This is a genomic window from Pedobacter sp. BAL39 (assembly GCF_000170795.1).
Taxonomy (GTDB): Bacteria; Bacteroidota; Bacteroidia; order Sphingobacteriales; family Sphingobacteriaceae; genus Pedobacter.
The window spans coordinates 65,216-86,168 of sequence record NZ_ABCM01000017.1 but is presented as its reverse complement, the minus strand read 5'-3'; the positions used below and the strand labels follow the sequence as shown (position 1 = coordinate 86,168).

Here is a 20,953-nt window from a genome sequence, read left to right as displayed (position 1 = left end):
TTTCATAAACCGCTGTTATGATAAAAGCCTCTGATTTCGGCCCTGACTTTCATTGGGGCGTAGCTACGGCCGCTGCGCAGATTGAAGGCGCTGCGGATAGTTATGGTAAAGGCCCATCCATATGGGATACTTTCTCTAAGCGCTCCGGAAAGATAAAGAAAGGGCATCAGCCCAACATCACCTGCGACTTCTACCACAGCTATAAAGCTGACATTGCATTGGTGAAGCTCCTGGGCTTCTCTATTTTCCGGTTTTCCATTTCCTGGCCAAGGCTGATGCCGTATGGTGAAGGTGCTGTTAACCCCGAGGGGATCCGCTTTTACCATGAGGTGATTGATGAATGTCTGTCGCAGGGAATTACCCCTTATGTAACGCTCTACCACTGGGATCTTCCTGAAGCACTGGAGGAAGAAGGAGGCTGGGTTGCCTTTGGGATCAATGGCGCCTTCAATGCATTCGTTACACTATGCGCCAAAACCTACGGAGACAAGGTAAAAAACTGGATTGTGCTCAATGAGCCCTTTGGCTTCACCTCGCTGGGTTATATGTTGGGAATTCATGCTCCGGGAAAAACAGGCCTGACGAACTTCTTTTCTGCAGTGCACCATGCAGCAATTGCGCAGGGCGATGGTGGGCGGATCCTCAGATCAGAGGTGAACAATGCCAATATTGGCACCAGCTATTCCTGTTCTGAAATCATTCCCTATAGCCAGAGTGAGTCCGATATCCTTGCCGCCCAGCGTGTCGATTGTCTGATGAACCGGTTGTTCCTGGAGCCTGCCTTAGGCATGGGCTATCCGCAGACTGACTGGGAGGTCATGGAAAAGTTTTCCATTCAACATTCCACCTGGCGACATACCGAGCGCCTCAGCTTCGATTTTGACTTCATCGGCATTCAGAACTATTTTCCCCTCACCATCAAGTACAACGCCTTCATCCCCGTGATCCAGGCCTGGGAAGTGAAAGCAAAAAGCCGAAAGAAACCACATACGGCTATGGGCTGGGAAATTAATGCCGACAGCTTCTACCACATCATCAAACAGTTTGCTGCGTACCCGAAAATAAAAAGCCTCATGATTTCCGAAAATGGTGCTGCCTACCACGATAAACTGATCGGTGGCCAGGTACATGACCAGGAGCGGATCCAATACTTTCAGCTGTACTTGTCAGCCTTGTTAAAAGCAAAACAGGAAGGTCTAAATATTACGGGGTATATGGCCTGGACATTGATGGACAACTTTGAGTGGGCAGAAGGGTTCAATGCCAGGTTCGGATTGGTGTACAATGACTTCAAAACACAACAGCGTGCCATTAAAGATTCCGGATACTGGTTTCAGGAATTTCTTCGTCAATGACGCATTTTTTGCTATATTAATGTCTTTAAGCCTAAATCACATCAGTATGGACAAGATCATCGTTTTTGAAACCTTTTATAACCCTATTGAGGCAAACATCGTCAAGGCCAGGTTATTGGATAGTGACATTCAATGTTTTCTGTCTGATGAAAATACGGTAACCATCAACCCCTTGTATACCCAGGCCCTGGGGGGCGTAAAACTTCATCTTTTTGAGAAAGATGCTGAGGCTGCAAGGACGCTACTTGAAATGAAAGAGGAGATTCCCCAGCAACATACAGCAGAGGAACCTCAACATACAGGAGTCAGCTGCCCCCGATGCGGTTCCACGGATGTCGGTTATGTACAAGCTACAAAAAATCGCTTTGGGATCCTGACAACCATTGTTTCCCTGCTCCTTGTAGTATATCCTTTTTATGCCAACAAAACACAACATTGTTTCAACTGCAGTCACGAGTTTGATAAATAAAAAAACTCCCGGCGACAAACCGGGAGTTTAAAAATCTATATGCCATTTCAGCTTATGCCAGTTTTGCTGCTGCTTCTCTGCGGATGATGTTTAGTGCACCACCTGCTTTGAACCACTCAATCTGCTGTGCATTGTAGCTATGGTTTACGCTGATCTCTTCACTTGTGCCATCTGCATGGTTTAATACCAGCGTTAACGGAACATTCGGAGCAAAGGTTGTCAGTCCGTTGATGTCAATTACGTCATCCTCAAGGATCTTCTCGTAATCGTCTTTATCAGCGAAGGTCAAACCAAGCATACCTTGTTTCTTAAGGTTAGTCTCGTGAATACGGGCAAATGATTTTACCAGTACCGCGCGAACGCCAAGGTGACGAGGCTCCATTGCAGCATGTTCGCGGCTGGATCCTTCACCATAGTTCTCATCGCCGACAACGATTGAACCCAGGTCTTCTGCTTTATAAGCACGTTGTGTTGCAGGAACAGGACCGTATTCACCGGTTAATGCATTTTTAACGTTATCAGTTTTATCGTTGAAGAAGTTTACCGCACCGATCAACATGTTGTTGGAAATGTTGTCCAGGTGACCGCGGAACTTCAACCATGGGCCAGCCATAGAAATGTGGTCAGTAGTACATTTTCCTTTTGCTTTGATCAGAAGTCTCAGGCCTTTAAGGTCTGTACCTTCCCAAGGTTTGAATGGATCAAGCAGTTGAAGCCTGTGCGAAGTTGGAGAAACCAACACTTCCACACCGCTGCCATCTTCAGCAGGTTTTTGATATCCCGCATCTTCCACAGCAAAACCATTTGTTGGCAATTCGTATCCTGTAGGCTCATCCAATTTCACCTGTTCACCTTTATCGTTGGTCAGGGTATCTGTAATCGGGTTGAAGCTCAGGTCTCCAGCAATGGCCAATGCTGTAACCAGCTCCGGAGAACCTACGAATGCAAATGTATTCGGGTTTCCATCCGCACGTTTAGCAAAGTTCCTGTTGAAAGAGTGTACGATGGTATTTTTCTCTTGCTTTTCAGCACCAACTCTGTCCCACATACCGATACAAGGGCCGCAGGCATTGGTAAATACTTTAGCGCCGATTTTCTCAAATACATCCAGGAAGCCATCACGGTTGATGGTGTAACGGATTTGCTCCGATCCCGGGTTGATGCAATATTCAGCTTTCGAGGTGAGTCCTTTTTCAGCAACCTGTCTTGCAATACTTACCGCACGTGAAATGTCTTCGTAAGAAGAGTTTGTACAAGAACCGATCAGACCAACATCAATTTTCATTGGCCATCCGTTGGCCGCAGCAACTTCTTTCATTTTAGATATTGGCGTAGCCAGATCCGGAGTGAAAGGACCATTCAGGTAAGGCTCAAGCTCGGAAAGATCGATTTCAATCACTTGATCAAAATATTTTAATGGCTCTGCATACACTTCAGCATCACCGGTAAGGTGTTCTTTAACAGCATTGGCGGCATCAGCCACATCAGCTCTGTTGGTAGCACGCAGGTAACGCTCCATACTTTCGTCATAACCGAAGGTAGACGTCGTCGCACCAATCTCTGCACCCATGTTACAGATGGTACCTTTACCAGTACAGCTCATGCTGGTTGCACCATCACCAAAATATTCCACGATTGCACCGGTACCACCTTTTACGGTCAGGATACCCGCAACCTTCAGGATGACGTCTTTTGCTGATGTCCAGCCGTTTAGTTTACCTGTTAATTTTACACCAATCAGTTTAGGGAATTTAAGCTCCCATGGAAGACCAGCCATTACATCACAGGCATCAGCACCACCAACACCGATCGCCACCATACCCAAACCACCGGCATTCACCGTGTGTGAGTCTGTACCGATCATCATACCGCCAGGGAAAGCATAGTTCTCTAATACCACCTGGTGAATGATACCAGCACCTGGTTTCCAGAAACCGATGCCATATTTATTGGATACTGAAGCAAGGAAGTCAAAAACTTCTTTACTTTCTTTGTTTGCTGCAGGTAAATCCACTTCAGCACCATTTTTTGCAGTGATCAGGTGATCACAGTGAACGGTAGAAGGAACGGCAACCTGAGGTCTGCCAGCCTGCATAAATTGCAATAAAGCCATTTGTGCAGTAGCATCTTGCATGGCCACACGGTCAGGAGCAAAATCTACATAGTCCGTACCTCTAACATAAGAAGTATTTGTATTTCCATCCCAAAGGTGGGTGTAAAGTATTTTTTCTGAAAGTGTTAAAGGTCTGCCTACTAATTTACGGGCCGCCTCTACACGGGGGCCAAAGTTTGCATACACCTTTTTGATCATTTCTATATCAAAAGCCATTGATAATATGGGTTAAAAGGGTAATTTATTCTGATTATTTTGTAGCGAATTTACGAAAAAAAACAGCCGCAGGTGATCATCAGGATATCATTATATTATTTATACATATTCTAAATAATATGCACAACTATTTTCTTATTTTATTTTTAGATGCTGATCGTTTTTGAACAGCATTGTCCGCTTACGGACAGGAGCCGCAAAGCGGGTATGCGGCAGCGGAGGTTTAAATTACGAATTTAAGCTTTCGGCTGTTCTGGCCTGAAGCTCGCTAAGGAGCAATTGTCCGTTAAAGCGTTCCGAATATATAACCCTGGTCCCGGAAGTATTGCAGTGCCCTGGGCAGTGTGTACTTCAGTCGGTCGAAGGCCTTTAAGCTGTCGTGAAAAACTACAATGGCACCGTTACCCGTATGTTTGATGACATTCTGGTAACATTTTTCAGGAGCAAGATCCTGGTCAAAATCGCCGCTCAGCACGTCCCACATGACAATCTCAAGGTCAGGATATTGTTTGCGGAGGCTGGCGATCTGCGATTTTTTAATCCTGCCGTATGGTGGCCGGAATAGGTTGGTGTTGGTCAGTTCCTGGCACTTACGGAAGTTCTGAAGGTATACTTCATCGTCCGTTTTCCATCCCTTCAAATGGTTGAAGGTATGGTTTCCGATGCGGTGTCCTTCATCGGTCAGTTTCCGGAAGACATCAGGGTGTTTAACAATGTTATCGCCAATGCAAAAAAAGGTGGCTTTCGCACTAAAGCTTTTTAAAGTTTTTAGTACAAAGTCTGTAACATCAGGTATAGGTCCATCGTCAAAGGTTAAATAAATGACGCTTTGAGCGCGGGTTTTGTTCCATGTTAGTGATGGGTAATACCATTTCAGTAAAAACGGAGATTTGATGAGGTACATGTTCAAATGTAGTAAAATACGCTTGGTGTACCTGAAAATTTACAAAATCAGTTAGTTGTTTATATTATTATTGTGAAACAAAAATTATGAGAAACTTTAAAAGTTTTAATGTTATACCCAGGCTCAGCTTCGTCTTATCATTAACCCTCATCACCGGATTTACGCTCACTTCCAACGCGCAGGAAGTCATTACCATAGAACAGGCTATTGAGAAAACCTTGAACAATAACCTGCAGGTGAAACAGGCGCAGTTCAGCGAAAGTCTCGCAGAGGTGGACCTGTCGCAGTCTAAGCTTGCACTGGTGCCAACATTGAATGGCAACATCAGCTCTGGGATTAGTTTTGGGCGTAGTCAGGATCAGAATACATTTGAAATCATCAACCAGAAGTTATTAACTACATCTGGTTCGTTATCTTCCGGAGTGCCTGTATTTGAAGGATGGGCAAGGTTAAATCAGATCCGTCAAAATAAGATCTTACTCGATGCCGGCAAGGCCAATACTGAAAAAGTTAAAAATGACCTCATCCTGCAGGTGATCACCTCCTATTTGCAGATTTTATATAATAAAGATTTTCTAAGGGCTGCAAACCAGCAGTTGGCGGTTGCGAAACAACAGCTTGACCGTGAACAGCAATTGCTTGATGTAGGTAATAAAACCCTCGCAGATTTATCACAGGCAAAGTCGCAGCTTGCTACAGCAGAACTTAGTGTAACTGATGCTGATAATGCACTCACCATTTCTTACCTTACGCTGGCGCAGCTGATGGATGTACCCTCCGCAACAAAATATGAAGTTCAGGCGCCCTTGCTGGATAGCTTTAAAACACCTTCAGTAAAGTATAACCCAGATCAGATCTTTGGTGATGCCATGAACCTCTTCCCAGACATCAAACTGGCGGCATTACGTACTGCAGCCGCAAAAAAAGGTGTTGATGTGGCTAAAGGAAGTTTATATCCTAAACTGTCATTCAGCGCGGGCCTGGGTTCTTCCTATTCTTACATTTTTGGATATGACAATGCGTTGTTTCCACAACGTTCTTTTGCAGATCAGGTGAACGAACGTTTCAACCAGAGTATCGGTCTTAACTTGAGCATTCCTCTTTTCAATGGCCTGCAGGCCAGGGCAGGAGTGAAGCGCGCAAGGATCAACCTGCTGCAGACCCAGACGGATGAACAACTTGCCAAAAACAACCTGAACAAAGTCATTTATCAGGCGGTAGCTGACCTCAGGGCTGCAGAAAGCCGTTTCCGTTCCACCACTAACACCTACATCGCCCAGAAAGATGCCTTTGAAGTCATCGAGCAACGTTACGCTGTTGGATTGGTAAACTCATTGGATTACAGTACCGCACAAACAAATATGAACAAGGCAGAGATCGACATGATCCAAGCCAAATATGACCTGCTTTTCAGATCTAAGGTGATTGATTATTACCTGGGCAAGCAGATCGTATTTTAATCTCTGGATCTAAATTTATAAACAATAACAAATGAAACTAAAACCCATATTAATTGCACTCGGCGTCATCATTGCACTTTTGATCGTTGGAAAGCTTACAGGCGTCATCGGTGGAGAAAAAGTTGAGAAGGTGACGGTAGAAAAAGCTTCCGATAAGAAGGTGACCGAGACCGTTACCGCAAGTGGAAAGATCCAGCCGGAGACGGAGGTGAAACTGAGCTCTGAGGTATCAGGTGAGGTGACAGAGCTTCTGGTTAAAGAAGGAGACGTGGTTAAAAAGGGGCAGTTGCTCTGTAAAGTGCGCCCTGACGTACTGAAGTCTGGTTACGACCGTGCAGTGGCTTCTTATAGTTCTCAGAAAGCAGGGGTGGCCTCGGCAACGCAAATCCTTAGACAGAATGAGGCCAACTTTGTCAATGCAGAAGCTACCTACAAAAGAAATGTGGAGCTCTTCGGCAAAAAGGTGATCTCTGCCTCAGAGTTTGATGCAGCGAAAGCGGCCTACCTTACCGCAAAAACAAACCTTGCGAAATCCAAAGAGGACCTCATCAGCTCGAAATTTATGCTGGAGCAGTCGGGGGCCAATGTTCAGGAAGCCAACGCTAACCTGGCTAAGGCAACGATCTTCGCTCCTGTGGACGGGGTGATTTCTAAATTGTCTGTGGAGTTGGGCGACCGTATCCTGGGTACTGCACAGATGGCCGGAACCGAGATCATGAGGATTTCCAACCTCTCTTCTATGGAGGTAAATGTAGATGTGAATGAGAACGACATCAACAGGGTCAATGTGGGCGATAGTGCCGTGATCGAAGTGGATGCCTTTGCGGATAAAAAGTTTAAAGGTATTGTCACGGAAATTGCAAGCTCTTCAAAAGATATTGGTACCACTACCACATCGGTAGACCAGGTAACGAACTTCGTTGTAAAAGTACGCATCCTGGCAGATTCTTATGAAAATATTAAAGGTGGTGCCAAAGACCTACCCTCTCCTTTCAGACCTGGTTTGTCTGCCACAGTGGATATTCAGAGTGAGTCGGTAAAAGGGTTGTCTATTCCTATTCAGGCGGTATTTACCGGCGATAAAAACAAAAAAGAGGAAGACAAAGACAAACCTGCCAATGATGACAATCAGGATAAACAAAAGACAAAGCTGAATGATAAAACCGTCAAACAGTTTGTGTTTGTATTCAATGCCGATGGTACTGTCAAACAGGTGGAGGTAACTACCGGTATTCAGGATGATCAGTTTATTATTGTTAAAACAGGCCTTAAGGCTGGTCAGGATGTGGTAACAGGACCTTACTCCGCAATACAGAACCGTCTGAAAGATGGAATGAAAGTGGAGAAAACGACTAAAGACCAGCTGTTTGCCAACCCCGACAAAAAGTAAACTTTATCAATCTTATTAAAATACCTAAATTGCCCCGGTTAAAACATTAACCGGGTTTTTTATTTTATACTGTATGATACCTAAAGTTGCAATGATTGGTGGGGGTAGTTGGGCTACTGCTATAATAAAAATGCTTTCAGACAATACCAGCTCCAAGGAAATCTATTGGTGGATGCGCAATGAAGCTGCCATCATTCACCTGCAGAAATACAAACATAATCCAAACTACCTGAGTGCGATAGAGATCAGGCTTCCCTCACAACATATTTCCGGTGACATCCGGGAGGTCATCCGTCAGGCAGATTACCTCATCCTGAACGTTCCCGCGGCTTTTCTGAAAGAAACGTTAAAGGAAATCCAACCTGCAGATTTAAAAGGCAAGAAGATTGTTTCAGCCATTAAAGGTATTGTCCCTGATGAAAACCTGATTATCGGAGAATTTCTCAACCTGAGATACGAAGTTCCCCTGGAAGATATCCTGGTGATTAGCGGGCCTTGTCATGCAGAGGAGGTGGCGCTGGAAAAACTTTCCTACCTGACCATTGCTTCCGTAGATGTTGCGCTTGCAGATGCCTTCGCGGGTCTGCTCCGTACAAGATACATCAAAGCTAATGTGTCTGATGATATTTTCGGTACAGAATATGCTGCGGTATTGAAAAATATTTATGCCGTGGCGAGTGGCATATGCCATGGTGTGGGGTATGGAGATAATTTCCAGGCGGTACTGATTTCCAACGCCATTCGTGAAATCAAACGTTTTGTGGAGGTCGTCCATCCGATTTCAAGGGACATCAAGGAGTCGGCCTATCTTGGCGACCTGTTGGTGACGGCTTATTCCCAGTTCAGCCGTAACCGTACTTTCGGTAACATGATCGGGAAGGGGTATACCGTAAAATCTGCACAGCTGGAAATGAATATGATTGCTGAAGGGTACTATGCCGCAAAATGTATGTACCACGTCAACACAAAATATAAGGTAGATATGCCCATCTGTCGTGCGGTGTACGCCATTCTTTATGAAGGACATGCTCCTGCTCAGGAAATGGGACTGCTTACAGAACAACTCACTTAAACAAAGCGGATTGCCGGTTGTTGTCAAAGCAAAAGACATCACCATGAAAAAGAGAAACATCATCGGCGGCCTTGCGCTCGCCCTGCTGGTTACATTGAGCTTAGACTCCAATGCCCAGGAAAAAAAAGAGAGTGTTGGTAAAAAAATCGATAAAACTGCCACTAAGGTTGGTAATAAAACTGCTGAAGTTGCCGTAAAAGGCAGCTCCAAAGTGGTCGATCAGACCTATAAAGGCAAGATGGCACCTGATGGGACTAATGTTTACATCGATGGTAAAAACAGGAAATATTACATCAATAAAAAGGGTGGAAAGGTTTACCTGAAGGCTGCGCAGATCAAAGACCGTCCCGTAGTAAAACCATAACCTGCTTAATAACGATTACAAAAAAGGCCTTCGGAATTTCCGAAGGCCTTTTTAATATGCTGATTCAATATGAATTATGATCTGCGTTTTCTGTCGCTGCTTCCGCCTTCGCGTCTGCCAGCACCACGGTCTTCACGACTGCGTCCAGAGAAATCTCTGAAACCACCACCGCTGTTTCCGCCTTCGCGTCTGCCGCCTCCGTAGCCACCGCCACTTCTTCTGTCGCCACCGCTTCTTCCGCCGCTATAACTTCCGCCTTCGCGTCTGCCACCGCCACTGAATCCACCGCGACTACGGCCACCGCCATCACCTTCAGCTGTTTTTTCAATCCTCACTCCACGGTTGTTGAATTCTACACCTTTGAAGTTGTTGAATAATGCATCTACCGTTGCATCTTCAACCTCAAAGAAAGAATACACACCCTTAAGGTCAATCTTGCCAATGCTTTTTCCGCTGATTTTACCGTTGTTGCAAACAAACGATAATAAGTCGCCACGTGTAAAGTCATCTACAGAACCCAGGTTGATGAACAATCTGGTATATCCTTCATTGCTTCTTGCGCCTCTTTCACCGCGTTCGCCACGCTCACCTCTTTCACCGCGCTCGTCAGTAGCATTTAGGTCAGGTGCATTTTTGTAATACTCCAGGAACCTGTTAAACTCTAATGAAGCGAAACGTTTGATGACATCTTCTTTGCTCAGTTCTGCAAATTCATCCATAATGCGTGGGATGTATTGCTCAATCTGTGCTTCGTTGACTTCTACGTTGTGTACTTTGTGTACCAGGGCAAACAATTGTTTTTCACAAACATCAAAACCAGTAGGCAATGAAGCTTTGGTGAACTGTTTACCAATGATCCTTTCAATCTGACGGATTTTACCAATCTCTTTAGAGTTGACGATACAGATCGATATACCGGTTTTTCCCGCACGGCCGGTACGACCACTACGGTGGGTATAACTCTCAATCTCATCAGGTAAAGAGTAGTTGATTACGTGTGTCACATTGTTGACGTCGATACCGCGTGCAGCCACATCCGTTGCAATCAGCAATTGCATGTGACGGTCGCGGAAACGCTGCATTACCTTATCACGTTGTTGTTGAGAAAGATCTCCGTGTAATGCATCTGCATTGTATCCGTCTTTGATCAGGTGCTCGGCAACATCCTGCGTGTCCATTTTGGTCTTGCAGAATACCACACCGAAGATCTCAGGGTTGAAATCCACAATACGTTTCAGGGCAGCGTATTTATCTCTCGCACGTACTGTGTAATACTCGTGCTCAATGTTTACGTTACCTGTGTTTTTTGTGCCCATGGTTAACTCTACCGGAGAGTCCATGTAATTTTTAGCTATCCTTCTTACCTCTGGAGGCATAGTAGCGGAGAATAACCATGTTTTTTTGTCATCAGGTGTAGTCGACAGAATGTCGTTGATGTCTTCCTGGAATCCCATGTTCAGCATCTCATCAGCCTCATCAAGCACTACATATTTCACATTTGTGAAATCTATAGCCTTTCTGCCAATAATGTCCAACATACGTCCCGGCGTGGCAACAACAATCTGTACACCGTTTCTAATCTCACGCAGCTGCTGCATAATGTTCGCGCCACCGTAAACGGCAACTACATTCGCACCAGAGGTGTTTTTTGAGAAATTTTTGATGTCATTAGTAATCTGCAGGCAAAGCTCTCTGGTCGGGCATAAAATCAATGCCTGAGGCTTATTGCTTTTAAAGTCTATCAATTCTAACAGCGGCAAACCAAATGCGGCTGTTTTTCCTGTTCCTGTTTGGGCCAAACCAACAAAATCGTTATTGCCCTCTAACAGCACAGGAATACTTTGTTCCTGAATAGGTGTTGGATTTTCGAAACCTAAATCCTTTACAGCATTAACAACGTCATCACTTATCCCCAATAATTTAAATGGGTTTATCATGTATATATATTAATTAAGCCGCAAAGGTACGCTTAATAATTGGAATTTTACAGAGACGTAACTAAATAAAAATGAGACAATTAATTATCGGAGCCTGTCGGCAGACCTCAATAATTGCTCGTCATGGCGTATTCCCCTGTAAGCCAGCAGACAAAATATAATGCTCAGCACAGGAAGAAAGGCTCCTATGGACGGTTTTGCACCTGTTAATCCACCGGGCAATTGCTGAAGCGTAAAGTAAGTCCCGGCACATAAAGCAAGGATTAAAATGATGGCCAAAAGAATGATTTTTTTTTGCAACGACCTGTTATTGAAGCAGAAAATGGCAATAAAACAGACCAATCCAGCCACCAATGTCCCGTAAAGCAACACAGATGGTGCCGGTGTTGCCGGTGCATCGGCAGGAAAGGTAACTACAGGCAACAGTAATAACAGAAAGAGGGTCAGGCTCGCCAGCAGCAGCCATATCGATTGCACACGTTGTATCATATCATTTTAATAATTTCAACAAATATATCAAAAGGCATATACTTAGCAATCCGATATCCGATTAAAAAAGATAATTTTGCAGGCTTGAATACACAACGTTACTTTATAGAATTGTCGTACAACGGGACGGAGTATCATGGCTGGCAGATCCAGCCGAATGCAGTTACCGTACAGGAAGACCTGGATAAAGCCCTGTCGGTTTTCTTCAGGCAGCCTGTGGCTACGGTCGGCTGCGGCAGGACGGATACCGGTGTTCATGCCACACAATTTTTTGTGCATTTTGACCTGCCCGCAGAAACTGCATCAACGCTGGATCCCGGAAGGGCAGTAACGGGTATCAATTCCTTGCTGTCTTACCAGATTGCCATCGGGCGGATATTTGCGGTCGATAATGAGGCGCATGCCCGTTTCGGTGCTACAGCGCGTGCTTATCACTATCACCTCCATTTTCATAAAGATCCCTTTAAGCTCAACAGGTCCTGGCTCTATAAGGGCAGCCTTGATGTGGAGGCGATGAATCAGGCTGCGGCTGCCATTCTGGAATATACCGATTTCTCCTGTTTCAGCAAGTCCAACACACAGACCTTTACCAATAACTGCAAAGTCGTAGAAGCGTATTTTACGCTTACAGACGGAGGTTTGCAGTTCACCATCCGGGCGGATCGGTTTTTGAGGAATATGGTGCGCGCCATCGTGGGTACGCTGATCAAAGTAGGCAAAAAGGAAATTAATTTAAATGAGTTCAGGGAGATCATTGCCAGTGGCAGCCGCAGTAACGCCGGCCAATCTGTGCCTGCATGTGGTTTATATCTGGTCAATGTGGTTTATCCCTTTGTAAAATAATATTTATGTCTAAAATAACCGGAGATGCGTTTAATGTAGGCTTACTCAAGCGCATTTTTCAATATGTTAAACCCTACAGGCGCATTTTTGCCTGGTCAATCGTGCTTACCGTACTTCTTGCACTGATTGCGCCGGTGCGGCCATTTCTTATTCAATATACGCTGGACCATTACATCATGAAAGATCAGCATGCCGGCCTGCTCAACATGACGATCGTAATGGTGATCCTGCTGATCCTGCAGGCCGTCATCCAGTTCAGTCATACGCTGCTGACCAACACCCTCGGACAGTCGGCGATCCGCGACCTCAGGATCAATGTGTTCAACCACATCACTCAGCTGCGGCTCAAGTACTTTGACAATACCCCCATTGGACAGTTGATTACGCGTACCGTCTCTGATCTGGAAACAATTGCGGAGATCTTTTCCGAGGGACTCATTGTGATCATTGGCGATATTCTTATGGTGATCGTCATCATTGGCGTAATGATTTACCGCGACTGGGCACTGACCATCGTTGTGCTGCTGCCGATGCCCCTGCTCATGATTGCTACCTCTGTATTTCAAAAAGCCATCAAATCTGCTTTTCAGGAAATCAGGACCGAGGTGTCCAATCTGAACACTTACCTTCAGGAACACATCTCCGGCGTTTCCATCATTCAGTATTTTGCACGCGAGGAGCAGGAATACAAAAAGTTTGTAAAGATCAACGCCCGTTACAGAGATGCCAACATTCGCTCCAACTGGTATTACTCCATCTTTTTTCCGGTTGTGGAGATCATCTCGGCCATGTCCCTTGGACTGCTGGTATGGTATGGTGCCAAGAGCATCCTTGCCAAACCCCTTGATGTGACGCCAGGTACCATTGCTGAATTTATCCTCTATATAGGTATGCTGTTCAGGCCGATCCGGGAGCTCGCAGATAAGTTCAATACGCTGCAGATGGGTATGGTGGGTGCTGAACGTGTTTTCAAGGTGCTCGATACGCAGGAGCAAACCAGGGATGAAGGGACAATGGCCCCTACAAAAATGCAGGGAGCTATCTCATTTGAGAACGTGTGGTTCGCCTATAATGATGAGAATTATGTGCTGAAAGACATTTCCTTTGAGGTTCCCGCAGGGAAGACCATTGCACTGGTCGGTGCTACCGGTGCCGGTAAATCATCTACGATCAACATCCTCAACAGGTTTTATGAAATCCAGAAAGGGGAGATCAGGGTGGATGGGCTAAAGATCCAGGACTACCGTCTGGATTTTCTGAGACGTAATATCGCTACTGTCCTGCAGGATGTCTTTCTTTTTTCCGATACCATCTTCAATAACATCACGCTAAACAATCCCGACATCCGGATGGAGGAAGTGGTGGATGCAGCGAAGAAAGTAGGGGCTCACGATTTTATTGAACGGCTCCCGGGAGGGTACCAATATAATGTCATGGAACGTGGTGCTACTTTGTCGGCGGGACAGGCTCAGCTGATTTCCTTCATCCGTGCGCTGGTCTATAATCCCTCTATTCTGGTGCTTGACGAGGCTACCTCTTCAGTGGATACCGAAACGGAAATGCTCATTCAGCGCGCCATAGAAAACCTGATGAAAGGCCGGACCTCCATTGTCATTGCCCACCGCCTGTCGACCATTCAGAAGGCCGACCGGATTCTGGTGCTGGACAAGGGGGAGATTAAAGAACAGGGGACACACCAGGAGCTGCTGAAGCTTGATGGTTACTACAAACGCCTGTACGACCTGCAGTTCAATTCAGGTGGAATCGTGTCTGCTTAAAAGCTGAAGATTTAATCGCCGCCCGGAGTGTCGTCAACGACAACGGTCATTGTCTTGTCGAGTTTAATGGTATGGATTACCCGGGTTTTTTCACTATAAACCACCAGCCTGTTTTCATCCAGGTATTGGATCAGACGATAAGGTTCTGAAACCTGCACATACCTCCATTGGGTGTAAAACTGATCCGATAAGGCCTTTTCCTGCGGCAGGTAGTTGATGATGATCTCCACATCGCGGACTTCGGCGATGAAAAAATAATCGCTGCTTTTCAAAACAGACTGTGCTTTCGGGTCTTCGTGGAATGTCTGCAGTGCAATATTGCGCAGTGCTGAGGAAGACTGGCTCGGATTTTTGTTGATGACATCTACAATCAGGTTGCTTACCGGATTTTTGGTGTTCAGGAATTTTCCGTTGCCTACACTCAGGATTTTAAAATGGATTTTTAAAGGGCTCATGGTATATTTTGTTGCTGCAAAGAAAGTGCTATTTGTCACTATTTACGAAAAATATCACTGTTTAATTCCAGTGCCGGTTTTTCAAAGAAAATAATTGAAATCGTAGTGTAATAAAATTGGTGATGCAGTTGACAATCCATTTCAATTAGTTTAGATTTGCACAAAAAATTACTTACATGAGCGTTTTAGTAAATAAGGATTCAAAAGTTATTGTTCAGGGTTTTACTGGAAATGAAGGTACTTATCATGCCTCCCAAATGATAGAATACGGAACCAACCTTGTCGGTGGTGTTACTCCGGGTAAAGGTGGTCAGACCCATTTGGAAAGACCGGTTTTTAATACAGTAAAGGATGCGGTTGATAAAGCCGGAGCCAACGTATCTATCATTTTTGTGCCGCCTGCATTTGCAGCAGATGCAATTATGGAGGCTGCTGAAGCAGGGATTAAAGTTATTGTTTGTATTACTGAAGGCATTCCGACAAAGGATATGATTCAGGTTAAAGAATATATCGCGGACAAGGACTGCCGTTTAATCGGTCCTAACTGCCCGGGTATCATCACTGCTGATGAAGCGAAAGTAGGCATCATGCCTGGTTTCATCTTCAAAAAAGGTACTGTAGGCGTGGTATCTAAATCAGGTACTTTAACTTATGAAGCTGTTGATCAGGTGGTGAAAGCCGGAATGGGCATCACTACTGCAATCGGTATCGGCGGAGATCCAATCATTGGTACGACCACTAAAGAAGCGGTAGAATTGCTGATGAACGATCCTGAAACTGAAGGTATCATCATGATCGGTGAGATCGGTGGTGGTATGGAAGCTGAAGCTGCACGCTGGATCAAAGAAAATGGTACCAAACCAGTTGTTGGTTTTATCGCCGGACAAACTGCTCCTGCAGGACGTAGAATGGGGCACGCTGGTGCAATCGTCGGTGGTGCTGATGATACTGCTGCTGCAAAAATGAAAATCATGGCTGAATGCGGTATCCGCGTCGTAGAAAGCCCTGCAGAAATTGGCGAAGCCATGGCTGAGCTGTTGAAGAAATAATAAAAGTCTTCTTGTATAAATCAAAAGCTCTGGTGATCTGATCATCGGAGCTTTTTTGTTTGACTTTCAGATGGCATTGAAAACAAACTTTCCGCAGCGTTTGGGCGTATATTGTAAGAAATAAGAAAGGTAAAAATGATGAAACTGAGCGGTAGAACAACAATTGGTAAAATCATGCTCATGGGAGCGGTGCTGATGCTCACCAGCCTGGTCGCCTGTGCGCAGAAGCAAAAGAAAGAAACACCCAAAAAAACAACTAAAAATATGGAGTGGAATAAGTTAACAAAAGAAGAAGAAGATGTAATCGTCCGCAAAGGGACCGAATACCCGGGTACGGGAAAACTACTGAACAATAAAGAGAAGGGGACCTATACCTGCAAGCGTTGCAACGCGCCGCTGTATCGCTCGGAGTCCAAGTTTGAGTCCGAATGTGGCTGGCCAAGCTTTGATGATGAGATCAAAGGTGCCGTCGAGCGTATACCTGATATCGATGGCATGCGCACGGAAATCGTTTGTGCCAATTGTAAAGCCCATTTGGGGCATGTGTTCATCGGCGAAGGTTTCACCGCCAAGAACACCAGGAACTGTGTCAATTCGATCTCTATGAACTTTGTTCCTGACGCGAAATAATTTCCTTTTCAAGAATATTACTATAACGCCCGGTGATAAAAACACCGGGCGTTTTTGGTGTAAAGGGCTAATTTACTTATGTTTGCCCCTCACCAATTTTCACCGATATGAGATATTGTTTATTTGTGGGTGTTTTGTTGCTGCTCGTCGGCTTCACTGCTCCAAAAAACAACAAAAAGGCAGCGTTGACAAATTTCAGGAAAACCGGATATGCAACTTATTATGCGAAACGCTTTGAAGGTCATCGTACCAGCAGCGGTGTCCGTTACCGCGCCAGCAAAATGACTGCAGCCCACCTCTCGCTTCCCTTCGGAACCATTGTCACCGTCACCAACCTCAGCAACGGCAAATCTATTGATGTCGAAGTCAACGACCGTGGTCCTCACAGTAAAAAATACATGATCGACCTCTCTGCAGGGGCCGCTAAAGAATTGGGCTTCTACCGCCAGGGACACTCAAAAGTAGAGATCAGTTATGATCTTGAAATAGAGTAATCTTTTAACTTTATCCTGTCAAAAGTCAGCATCCTCCGTTTTATTAACAATCCACTGATGGGATTTCTTGCTTTCAAATGAAAAAACATTCGTTTGAAAGGGTTTAAATGTCTCATTTTTCAGTCTTCATGTTGATAAATAGCGAGTCGTGTTAACAACTATTGCTAACGTTTCAAAGACCGATGGTTTATATTTGTTTACGTAAAGTTCTTTCATTAATCACGCCCGTATTTCTAGTTAACGTTTTAATATTTAGTAGCTTAAGCAGCTGTCAGATTTAGCATCTTTTCAACTTTTTCGCTATTGGGTAGGGCTGGTCGGGCGACTGGTATCATGTGGAACTCCAACAAACCGTCTTACATTCACCTATAATCAACACTGCTTATGCAAGAAGAAGAAGTATTACTAAAAGAAAACAAAGATCGTTTTGTCCTTTTGCCAATTAAATACCCTGAAATCTGGGAGATGTATAAGAAGAGTGAAGCCAGTTTCTGGACAGCAGAGGAAATCGATCTTTCTGATGACCAAAAACACTGGGACAACCTGAATGATGGTGAAAGACACTTTATCTCCCATATCCTGGCCTTCTTCTCAGCAAGTGATGGCATCGTAAACGAAAATCTTGCGGTAAACTTTATGAGTGAAGTGCAGCTCCCCGAAGCACGCTGCTTCTACGGCTTCCAGATCATGATGGAGAACATCCACTCTGAAACTTATGCCCTCCTCATTGATACGTATATCAAGGATCCTGAAGAAAAAGACAGACTGTTCCATGCCATAGAAACTGTACCTTGTGTGAAGAAAAAAGCAGAATGGGCATTGCGCTGGATAGATAACGGCAACTTTGCCGAGCGTCTGGTTGCCTTTGCGGCAGTCGAAGGAATCTTCTTCAGTGGAAGCTTCTGCTCCATCTTCTGGTTAAAGAAACGTGGCCTCATGCCCGGTCTTACATTCAGCAATGAGCTGATCTCCAGGGATGAAGGTTCACACTGCGAATTTGCATGCCTCCTCTACAGCATGCTGAAAAATAAACTGAGCGAAGAACATGTACATGGCATCATCCGTGATGCGGTCGAGATAGAGAAGGAGTTTGTGACGGATGCATTGCCTGTTGCTTTGATCGGCATGAATGCGAAACTGATGTCGCAATACATTGAATTCGTAGCTGACAGATGGTTGCAGGAGCTTGGCTATACTAAGATTTATCATGCCACCAACCCGTTTGACTTCATGGAGATGATCTCCCTGCAGGGTAAAACCAACTTTTTTGAAAAACGTGTGGGCGACTACCAGAAGAGTGGCGTGCTGACTTCCTCAGAGGATAAAGCTGCAGCATTCTCCCTGGATGACGATTTTTAATCGCCAGTCCCAGACGATAGGAAATAATTAATTAATTGACATCGGTGCCGATGTTGGCAGGCTTTCTAGCCCACTGATATGCACTTTAAAATCCCGGAAAAATATGTTTGTAATAAAAAGAGATGGCCGTAAGGAAGCTGTTCGGTTTGATAAGATCACTGCACGCATCGAAAAATTGTGCTATGGCTTCAACGCGGAACTGGTAGATCCCATTGATGTGGCAAAGAAAGTAATTGAAGGTCTGTATGATGGCGTGACTACCTCAGAGCTGGATAACCTTGCCGCAGAGACTGCAGCTTCGCTGACCACCAAACACCCTGACTATGCTTTGCTTGCTTCCCGTATCGCCGTCTCCAACCTGCATAAAAATACAACCAAGTCTTTCTCCAAAACCATGGAAATGTTGTACAAATATGTGGATTCAAAAACGGATAAATCGGCTTCGCTGATCGCTGATGATGTATGGGAGGTGATCCAGGAAAATGCAGACATCCTCGACAGTACCATTATCTACGACCGCGACTTTGGCTTCGATTACTTCGGATTCAAAACACTGGAGAAATCGTACCTCCTGAAAATTGAAGGCCAGATTGTGGAACGCCCACAACACCTCTTCATGAGGGTGGCTGTAGGGATCCATAAAAGCGATATCGACAGCGCCATCAAAACGTATAACCTGATGAGTGAGCGTTGGTTTACACACGCTACACCTACATTATTCAATGCTGCAACACCTAAACCCCAGATGTCTTCCTGTTTCCTGCTCACCATGCAGGATGACAGCATCGAAGGGATTTATGATACACTGAAACAAACGGCGAAAATCTCGCAGAGTGCCGGCGGTATCGGACTGAGCATCCACAACATCCGCGCTACGGGTTCTTATATTGGTGGTACCAATGGTACCAGCAATGGCATTGTGCCCATGCTGAAAGTTTTCAATGATACTGCCCGTTATGTGGATCAGGGTGGGGGTAAGCGTAAAGGTGCTTTCGCCATTTACCTGGAGCCATGGCATGCTGATGTGTTCAGCTTCCTGGACCTGCGTAAAAACCATGGTAAGGAAGAGCTGCGTGCCCGCGACTTGTTTTACGCGCTTTGGGTATGCGACCTATTCATGAAACGTGTGGAAGCCAATGAAGACTGGAGTCTTTTCTGCCCGCATGAAGCTCCTGGATTGGCAGACTGTTTCGGCGATGAGTTTGAAGCGCTCTACGAACGCTATGAGAAAGAAGGCCGTGCCCGCAAAACGGTGAAAGCTCAGGAACTTTGGTTCGCCATCCTCGACTCACAGATTGAAACAGGCACTCCTTATCTTTTATATAAAGATGCTGCCAACAGCAAGTCCAATCAGCAGAACCTGGGGACCATCAAAAGCTCAAACCTGTGCACCGAGATCATTGAGTATACCTCTAAAGATGAAGTCGCGGTATGTAACCTGGCTTCACTAGCCCTGCCACGGTTTGTCATCAATGGCGAGTTTGACCACCAGAAATTATACGATGTGACCTATCAGGCAACCTTAAACCTGAACAAAATCATCGATTACAACTATTACCCGGTAGAAGAAGCCAAAAATTCAAATATGCGCCACAGACCTGTTGGGCTGGGGGTGCAGGGACTAGCTGATGCCTTCATCCTGATGCGCCTACCTTTTGAAAGTGATGGTGCCCGTTTACTGAACAAGGAAATCTTCGAAACCATCTATTTCGCGGCAATGACGGCTTCGCACGACCTTGCGGTCGTTAACGGCCCCTACCAGACCTTCAAAGGCTCTCCGCTGTCGCAAGGCAAGTTCCAGTTTGACCTCTGGAATGTGACACCTGACAGCGGAAGATGGGATTGGGAATCCCTGCGTGAGAAAGTGGTGAAAGATGGCGTTTACAACTCGCTGCTGGTGGCGCCAATGCCTACCGCTTCTACCTCCCAAATTCTTGGTAACAACGAATGTTTTGAACCCTACACATCCAACATCTACACCAGAAGGGTGTTGAGCGGTGAATTCATCGTAGTAAACAAACACCTGCTAAAAGATCTTGTGGCCCTTGGCCTATGGACGCCTGCCATGAAAGACAGGATCATCCTTGCAAATGGGTCTATTCAGGACATTGCTGAGATCCCTGATTACATCAAGGAATTGTACAAAACTGTGTGGGAAATCAAAATGAGAAGCATCATTGATATGGCTGCTGACAGGGGTGCTTACATCTGCCAGTCACAGTCGCTCAACCTGTTTATCAATGCGCCGAACACCTCAAAACTGACTTCTATGCATTTCTACGCCTGGAAGAAAGGATTGAAAACCGGCATGTACTACCTGCGTACGCAAGCGGCTTCTCAGGCGGTTAAATTTACGGTGGAGAACCAGGCTGGTAAAAATATGGAGCCTGTAATTCCTGACCATATCGATCAGCCGGTGGAAGAAATCACCGATGGACCGGTATGCTCTATGGAGGAAGGCTGCATCAGCTGCTCCGGATAAAAGCTTATTGCAATTGTATGTTAACCCTGCTGCAAACGATGTCTATCGTTCGCAGCAGGGTTTTTAATGTAATGTCATTTTTAAGGCGATGGCA

18 protein-coding genes are annotated in these 20,953 nt (G+C 45.3%); 13 read left to right on the top strand and 5 right to left on the bottom strand.

The annotated features are described in order from the left end of the window. The first annotated feature begins 17 nt into the window (after window positions 1–17). Both PBAL39_RS18890 and PBAL39_RS18885 read left to right on the top strand, forming a co-directional pair. Window positions 18–1,355: a GH1 family beta-glucosidase gene (locus PBAL39_RS18890; protein ID WP_008244502.1), complete on the top strand. Its 1,338-nt coding sequence runs from the start codon at window positions 18–20 to the stop codon at window positions 1,353–1,355. A gap of 46 nt (window positions 1,356–1,401) precedes the next feature. Continuing rightward, complete coding sequence (locus tag PBAL39_RS18885) at window positions 1,402–1,824, top strand: DUF2007 domain-containing protein (protein ID WP_008244500.1); 423 nt, start codon at window positions 1,402–1,404, stop codon at window positions 1,822–1,824. Between the two features lie 52 nt (window positions 1,825–1,876). Here PBAL39_RS18885 and PBAL39_RS18880 read toward each other — a convergent pair whose 3' ends face one another. Then, complete coding sequence (locus PBAL39_RS18880; protein WP_008244498.1) at window positions 1,877–4,153, bottom strand: aconitate hydratase; 2,277 nt, start codon at window positions 4,151–4,153, stop codon at window positions 1,877–1,879. Window positions 4,154–4,439: 286 nt separating this feature from the next. Beyond that, window positions 4,440–5,057 carry a polysaccharide deacetylase family protein gene (locus PBAL39_RS18875; protein WP_008244497.1) on the bottom strand — a complete coding sequence of 206 codons (618 nt, stop codon included), beginning with the start codon at window positions 5,055–5,057 and terminating at the stop codon, window positions 4,440–4,442. An 86-nt stretch (window positions 5,058–5,143) separates the two neighbouring features. Here PBAL39_RS18875 and PBAL39_RS18870 point away from each other — a divergent pair, with 86 nt between their 5' ends. The 4 genes from PBAL39_RS18870 (at window position 5,144) to PBAL39_RS18855 (ending at window position 9,343) form a co-directional block, all read left to right on the top strand. Further along, window positions 5,144–6,517 (top strand): TolC family protein, encoded by a 1,374-nt coding sequence (locus PBAL39_RS18870; protein ID WP_008244486.1) that lies wholly within the window; start codon window positions 5,144–5,146, stop codon window positions 6,515–6,517. A 31-nt stretch (window positions 6,518–6,548) separates the two neighbouring features. Further along, window positions 6,549–7,907 (top strand): efflux RND transporter periplasmic adaptor subunit, encoded by a 1,359-nt coding sequence (locus PBAL39_RS18865; protein ID WP_008244484.1) that lies wholly within the window; start codon window positions 6,549–6,551, stop codon window positions 7,905–7,907. Between the two features lie 73 nt (window positions 7,908–7,980). Next, window positions 7,981–8,979, top strand: a complete 999-nt coding sequence (locus PBAL39_RS18860) for an NAD(P)H-dependent glycerol-3-phosphate dehydrogenase (protein ID WP_039867098.1) — start codon at window positions 7,981–7,983, stop codon at window positions 8,977–8,979. Between the two features lie 43 nt (window positions 8,980–9,022). Next, window positions 9,023–9,343, top strand: coding sequence for a hypothetical protein (locus tag PBAL39_RS18855; RefSeq protein ID WP_039867134.1), 321 nt, complete (start codon window positions 9,023–9,025; stop codon window positions 9,341–9,343). Between the two features lie 74 nt (window positions 9,344–9,417). Here the strand turns inward: PBAL39_RS18855 and PBAL39_RS18850 are convergent, their stop codons facing one another. Both PBAL39_RS18850 and PBAL39_RS18845 read right to left on the bottom strand, forming a co-directional pair. After that, the gene (locus PBAL39_RS18850; RefSeq protein ID WP_008244478.1) at window positions 9,418–11,280 is read right to left on the bottom strand and encodes a DEAD/DEAH box helicase; all 1,863 of its coding nucleotides are present in this window, start codon (window positions 11,278–11,280) and stop codon (window positions 9,418–9,420) included. 84 nt (window positions 11,281–11,364) lie between these two features. Next, window positions 11,365–11,769, bottom strand: coding sequence for a DUF4293 family protein (locus PBAL39_RS18845; protein ID WP_008244475.1), 405 nt, complete (start codon window positions 11,767–11,769; stop codon window positions 11,365–11,367). An 84-nt stretch (window positions 11,770–11,853) separates the two neighbouring features. Here PBAL39_RS18845 and truA point away from each other — a divergent pair, with 84 nt between their 5' ends. Both truA and PBAL39_RS18835 read left to right on the top strand, forming a co-directional pair. Then, window positions 11,854–12,612, top strand: coding sequence for a tRNA pseudouridine(38-40) synthase TruA (gene truA, locus PBAL39_RS18840; protein ID WP_039867129.1), 759 nt, complete (start codon window positions 11,854–11,856; stop codon window positions 12,610–12,612). Window positions 12,613–12,617: 5 nt separating this feature from the next. Further along, on the top strand, window positions 12,618–14,390 hold the full coding sequence (locus PBAL39_RS18835; protein ID WP_008244471.1) for an ABC transporter ATP-binding protein: 1,773 nt from the start codon (window positions 12,618–12,620) through the stop codon (window positions 14,388–14,390). Between the two features lie 11 nt (window positions 14,391–14,401). Here the strand turns inward: PBAL39_RS18835 and PBAL39_RS18830 are convergent, their stop codons facing one another. Next, window positions 14,402–14,845: a hypothetical protein gene (locus tag PBAL39_RS18830; RefSeq protein ID WP_008244469.1), complete on the bottom strand. Its 444-nt coding sequence runs from the start codon at window positions 14,843–14,845 to the stop codon at window positions 14,402–14,404. Between the two features lie 176 nt (window positions 14,846–15,021). On the opposite strand from PBAL39_RS18830, the gene sucD reads away from it, so the two are divergent. From sucD to PBAL39_RS18805, 5 genes are all read left to right on the top strand, one after another. Next, window positions 15,022–15,894 carry a succinate--CoA ligase subunit alpha gene (gene sucD, locus PBAL39_RS18825; protein WP_008244467.1) on the top strand — a complete coding sequence of 291 codons (873 nt, stop codon included), beginning with the start codon at window positions 15,022–15,024 and terminating at the stop codon, window positions 15,892–15,894. 135 nt (window positions 15,895–16,029) lie between these two features. Continuing rightward, entirely contained in the window at window positions 16,030–16,524 is a 495-nt protein-coding gene (locus PBAL39_RS18820) for a methionine-R-sulfoxide reductase (protein WP_008244466.1), read from the top strand. Window positions 16,525–16,631: 107 nt separating this feature from the next. Further along, window positions 16,632–17,018, top strand: coding sequence for a septal ring lytic transglycosylase RlpA family protein (locus PBAL39_RS18815; protein ID WP_008244464.1), 387 nt, complete (start codon window positions 16,632–16,634; stop codon window positions 17,016–17,018). 384 nt (window positions 17,019–17,402) lie between these two features. Further along, complete coding sequence (locus tag PBAL39_RS18810) at window positions 17,403–18,377, top strand: ribonucleoside-diphosphate reductase small subunit (RefSeq protein ID WP_008244463.1); 975 nt, start codon at window positions 17,403–17,405, stop codon at window positions 18,375–18,377. 103 nt (window positions 18,378–18,480) lie between these two features. Continuing rightward, on the top strand, window positions 18,481–20,859 hold the full coding sequence (locus tag PBAL39_RS18805; RefSeq protein ID WP_008244459.1) for a ribonucleoside-diphosphate reductase subunit alpha: 2,379 nt from the start codon (window positions 18,481–18,483) through the stop codon (window positions 20,857–20,859). Window positions 20,860–20,953: the final 94 nt, after the last annotated feature.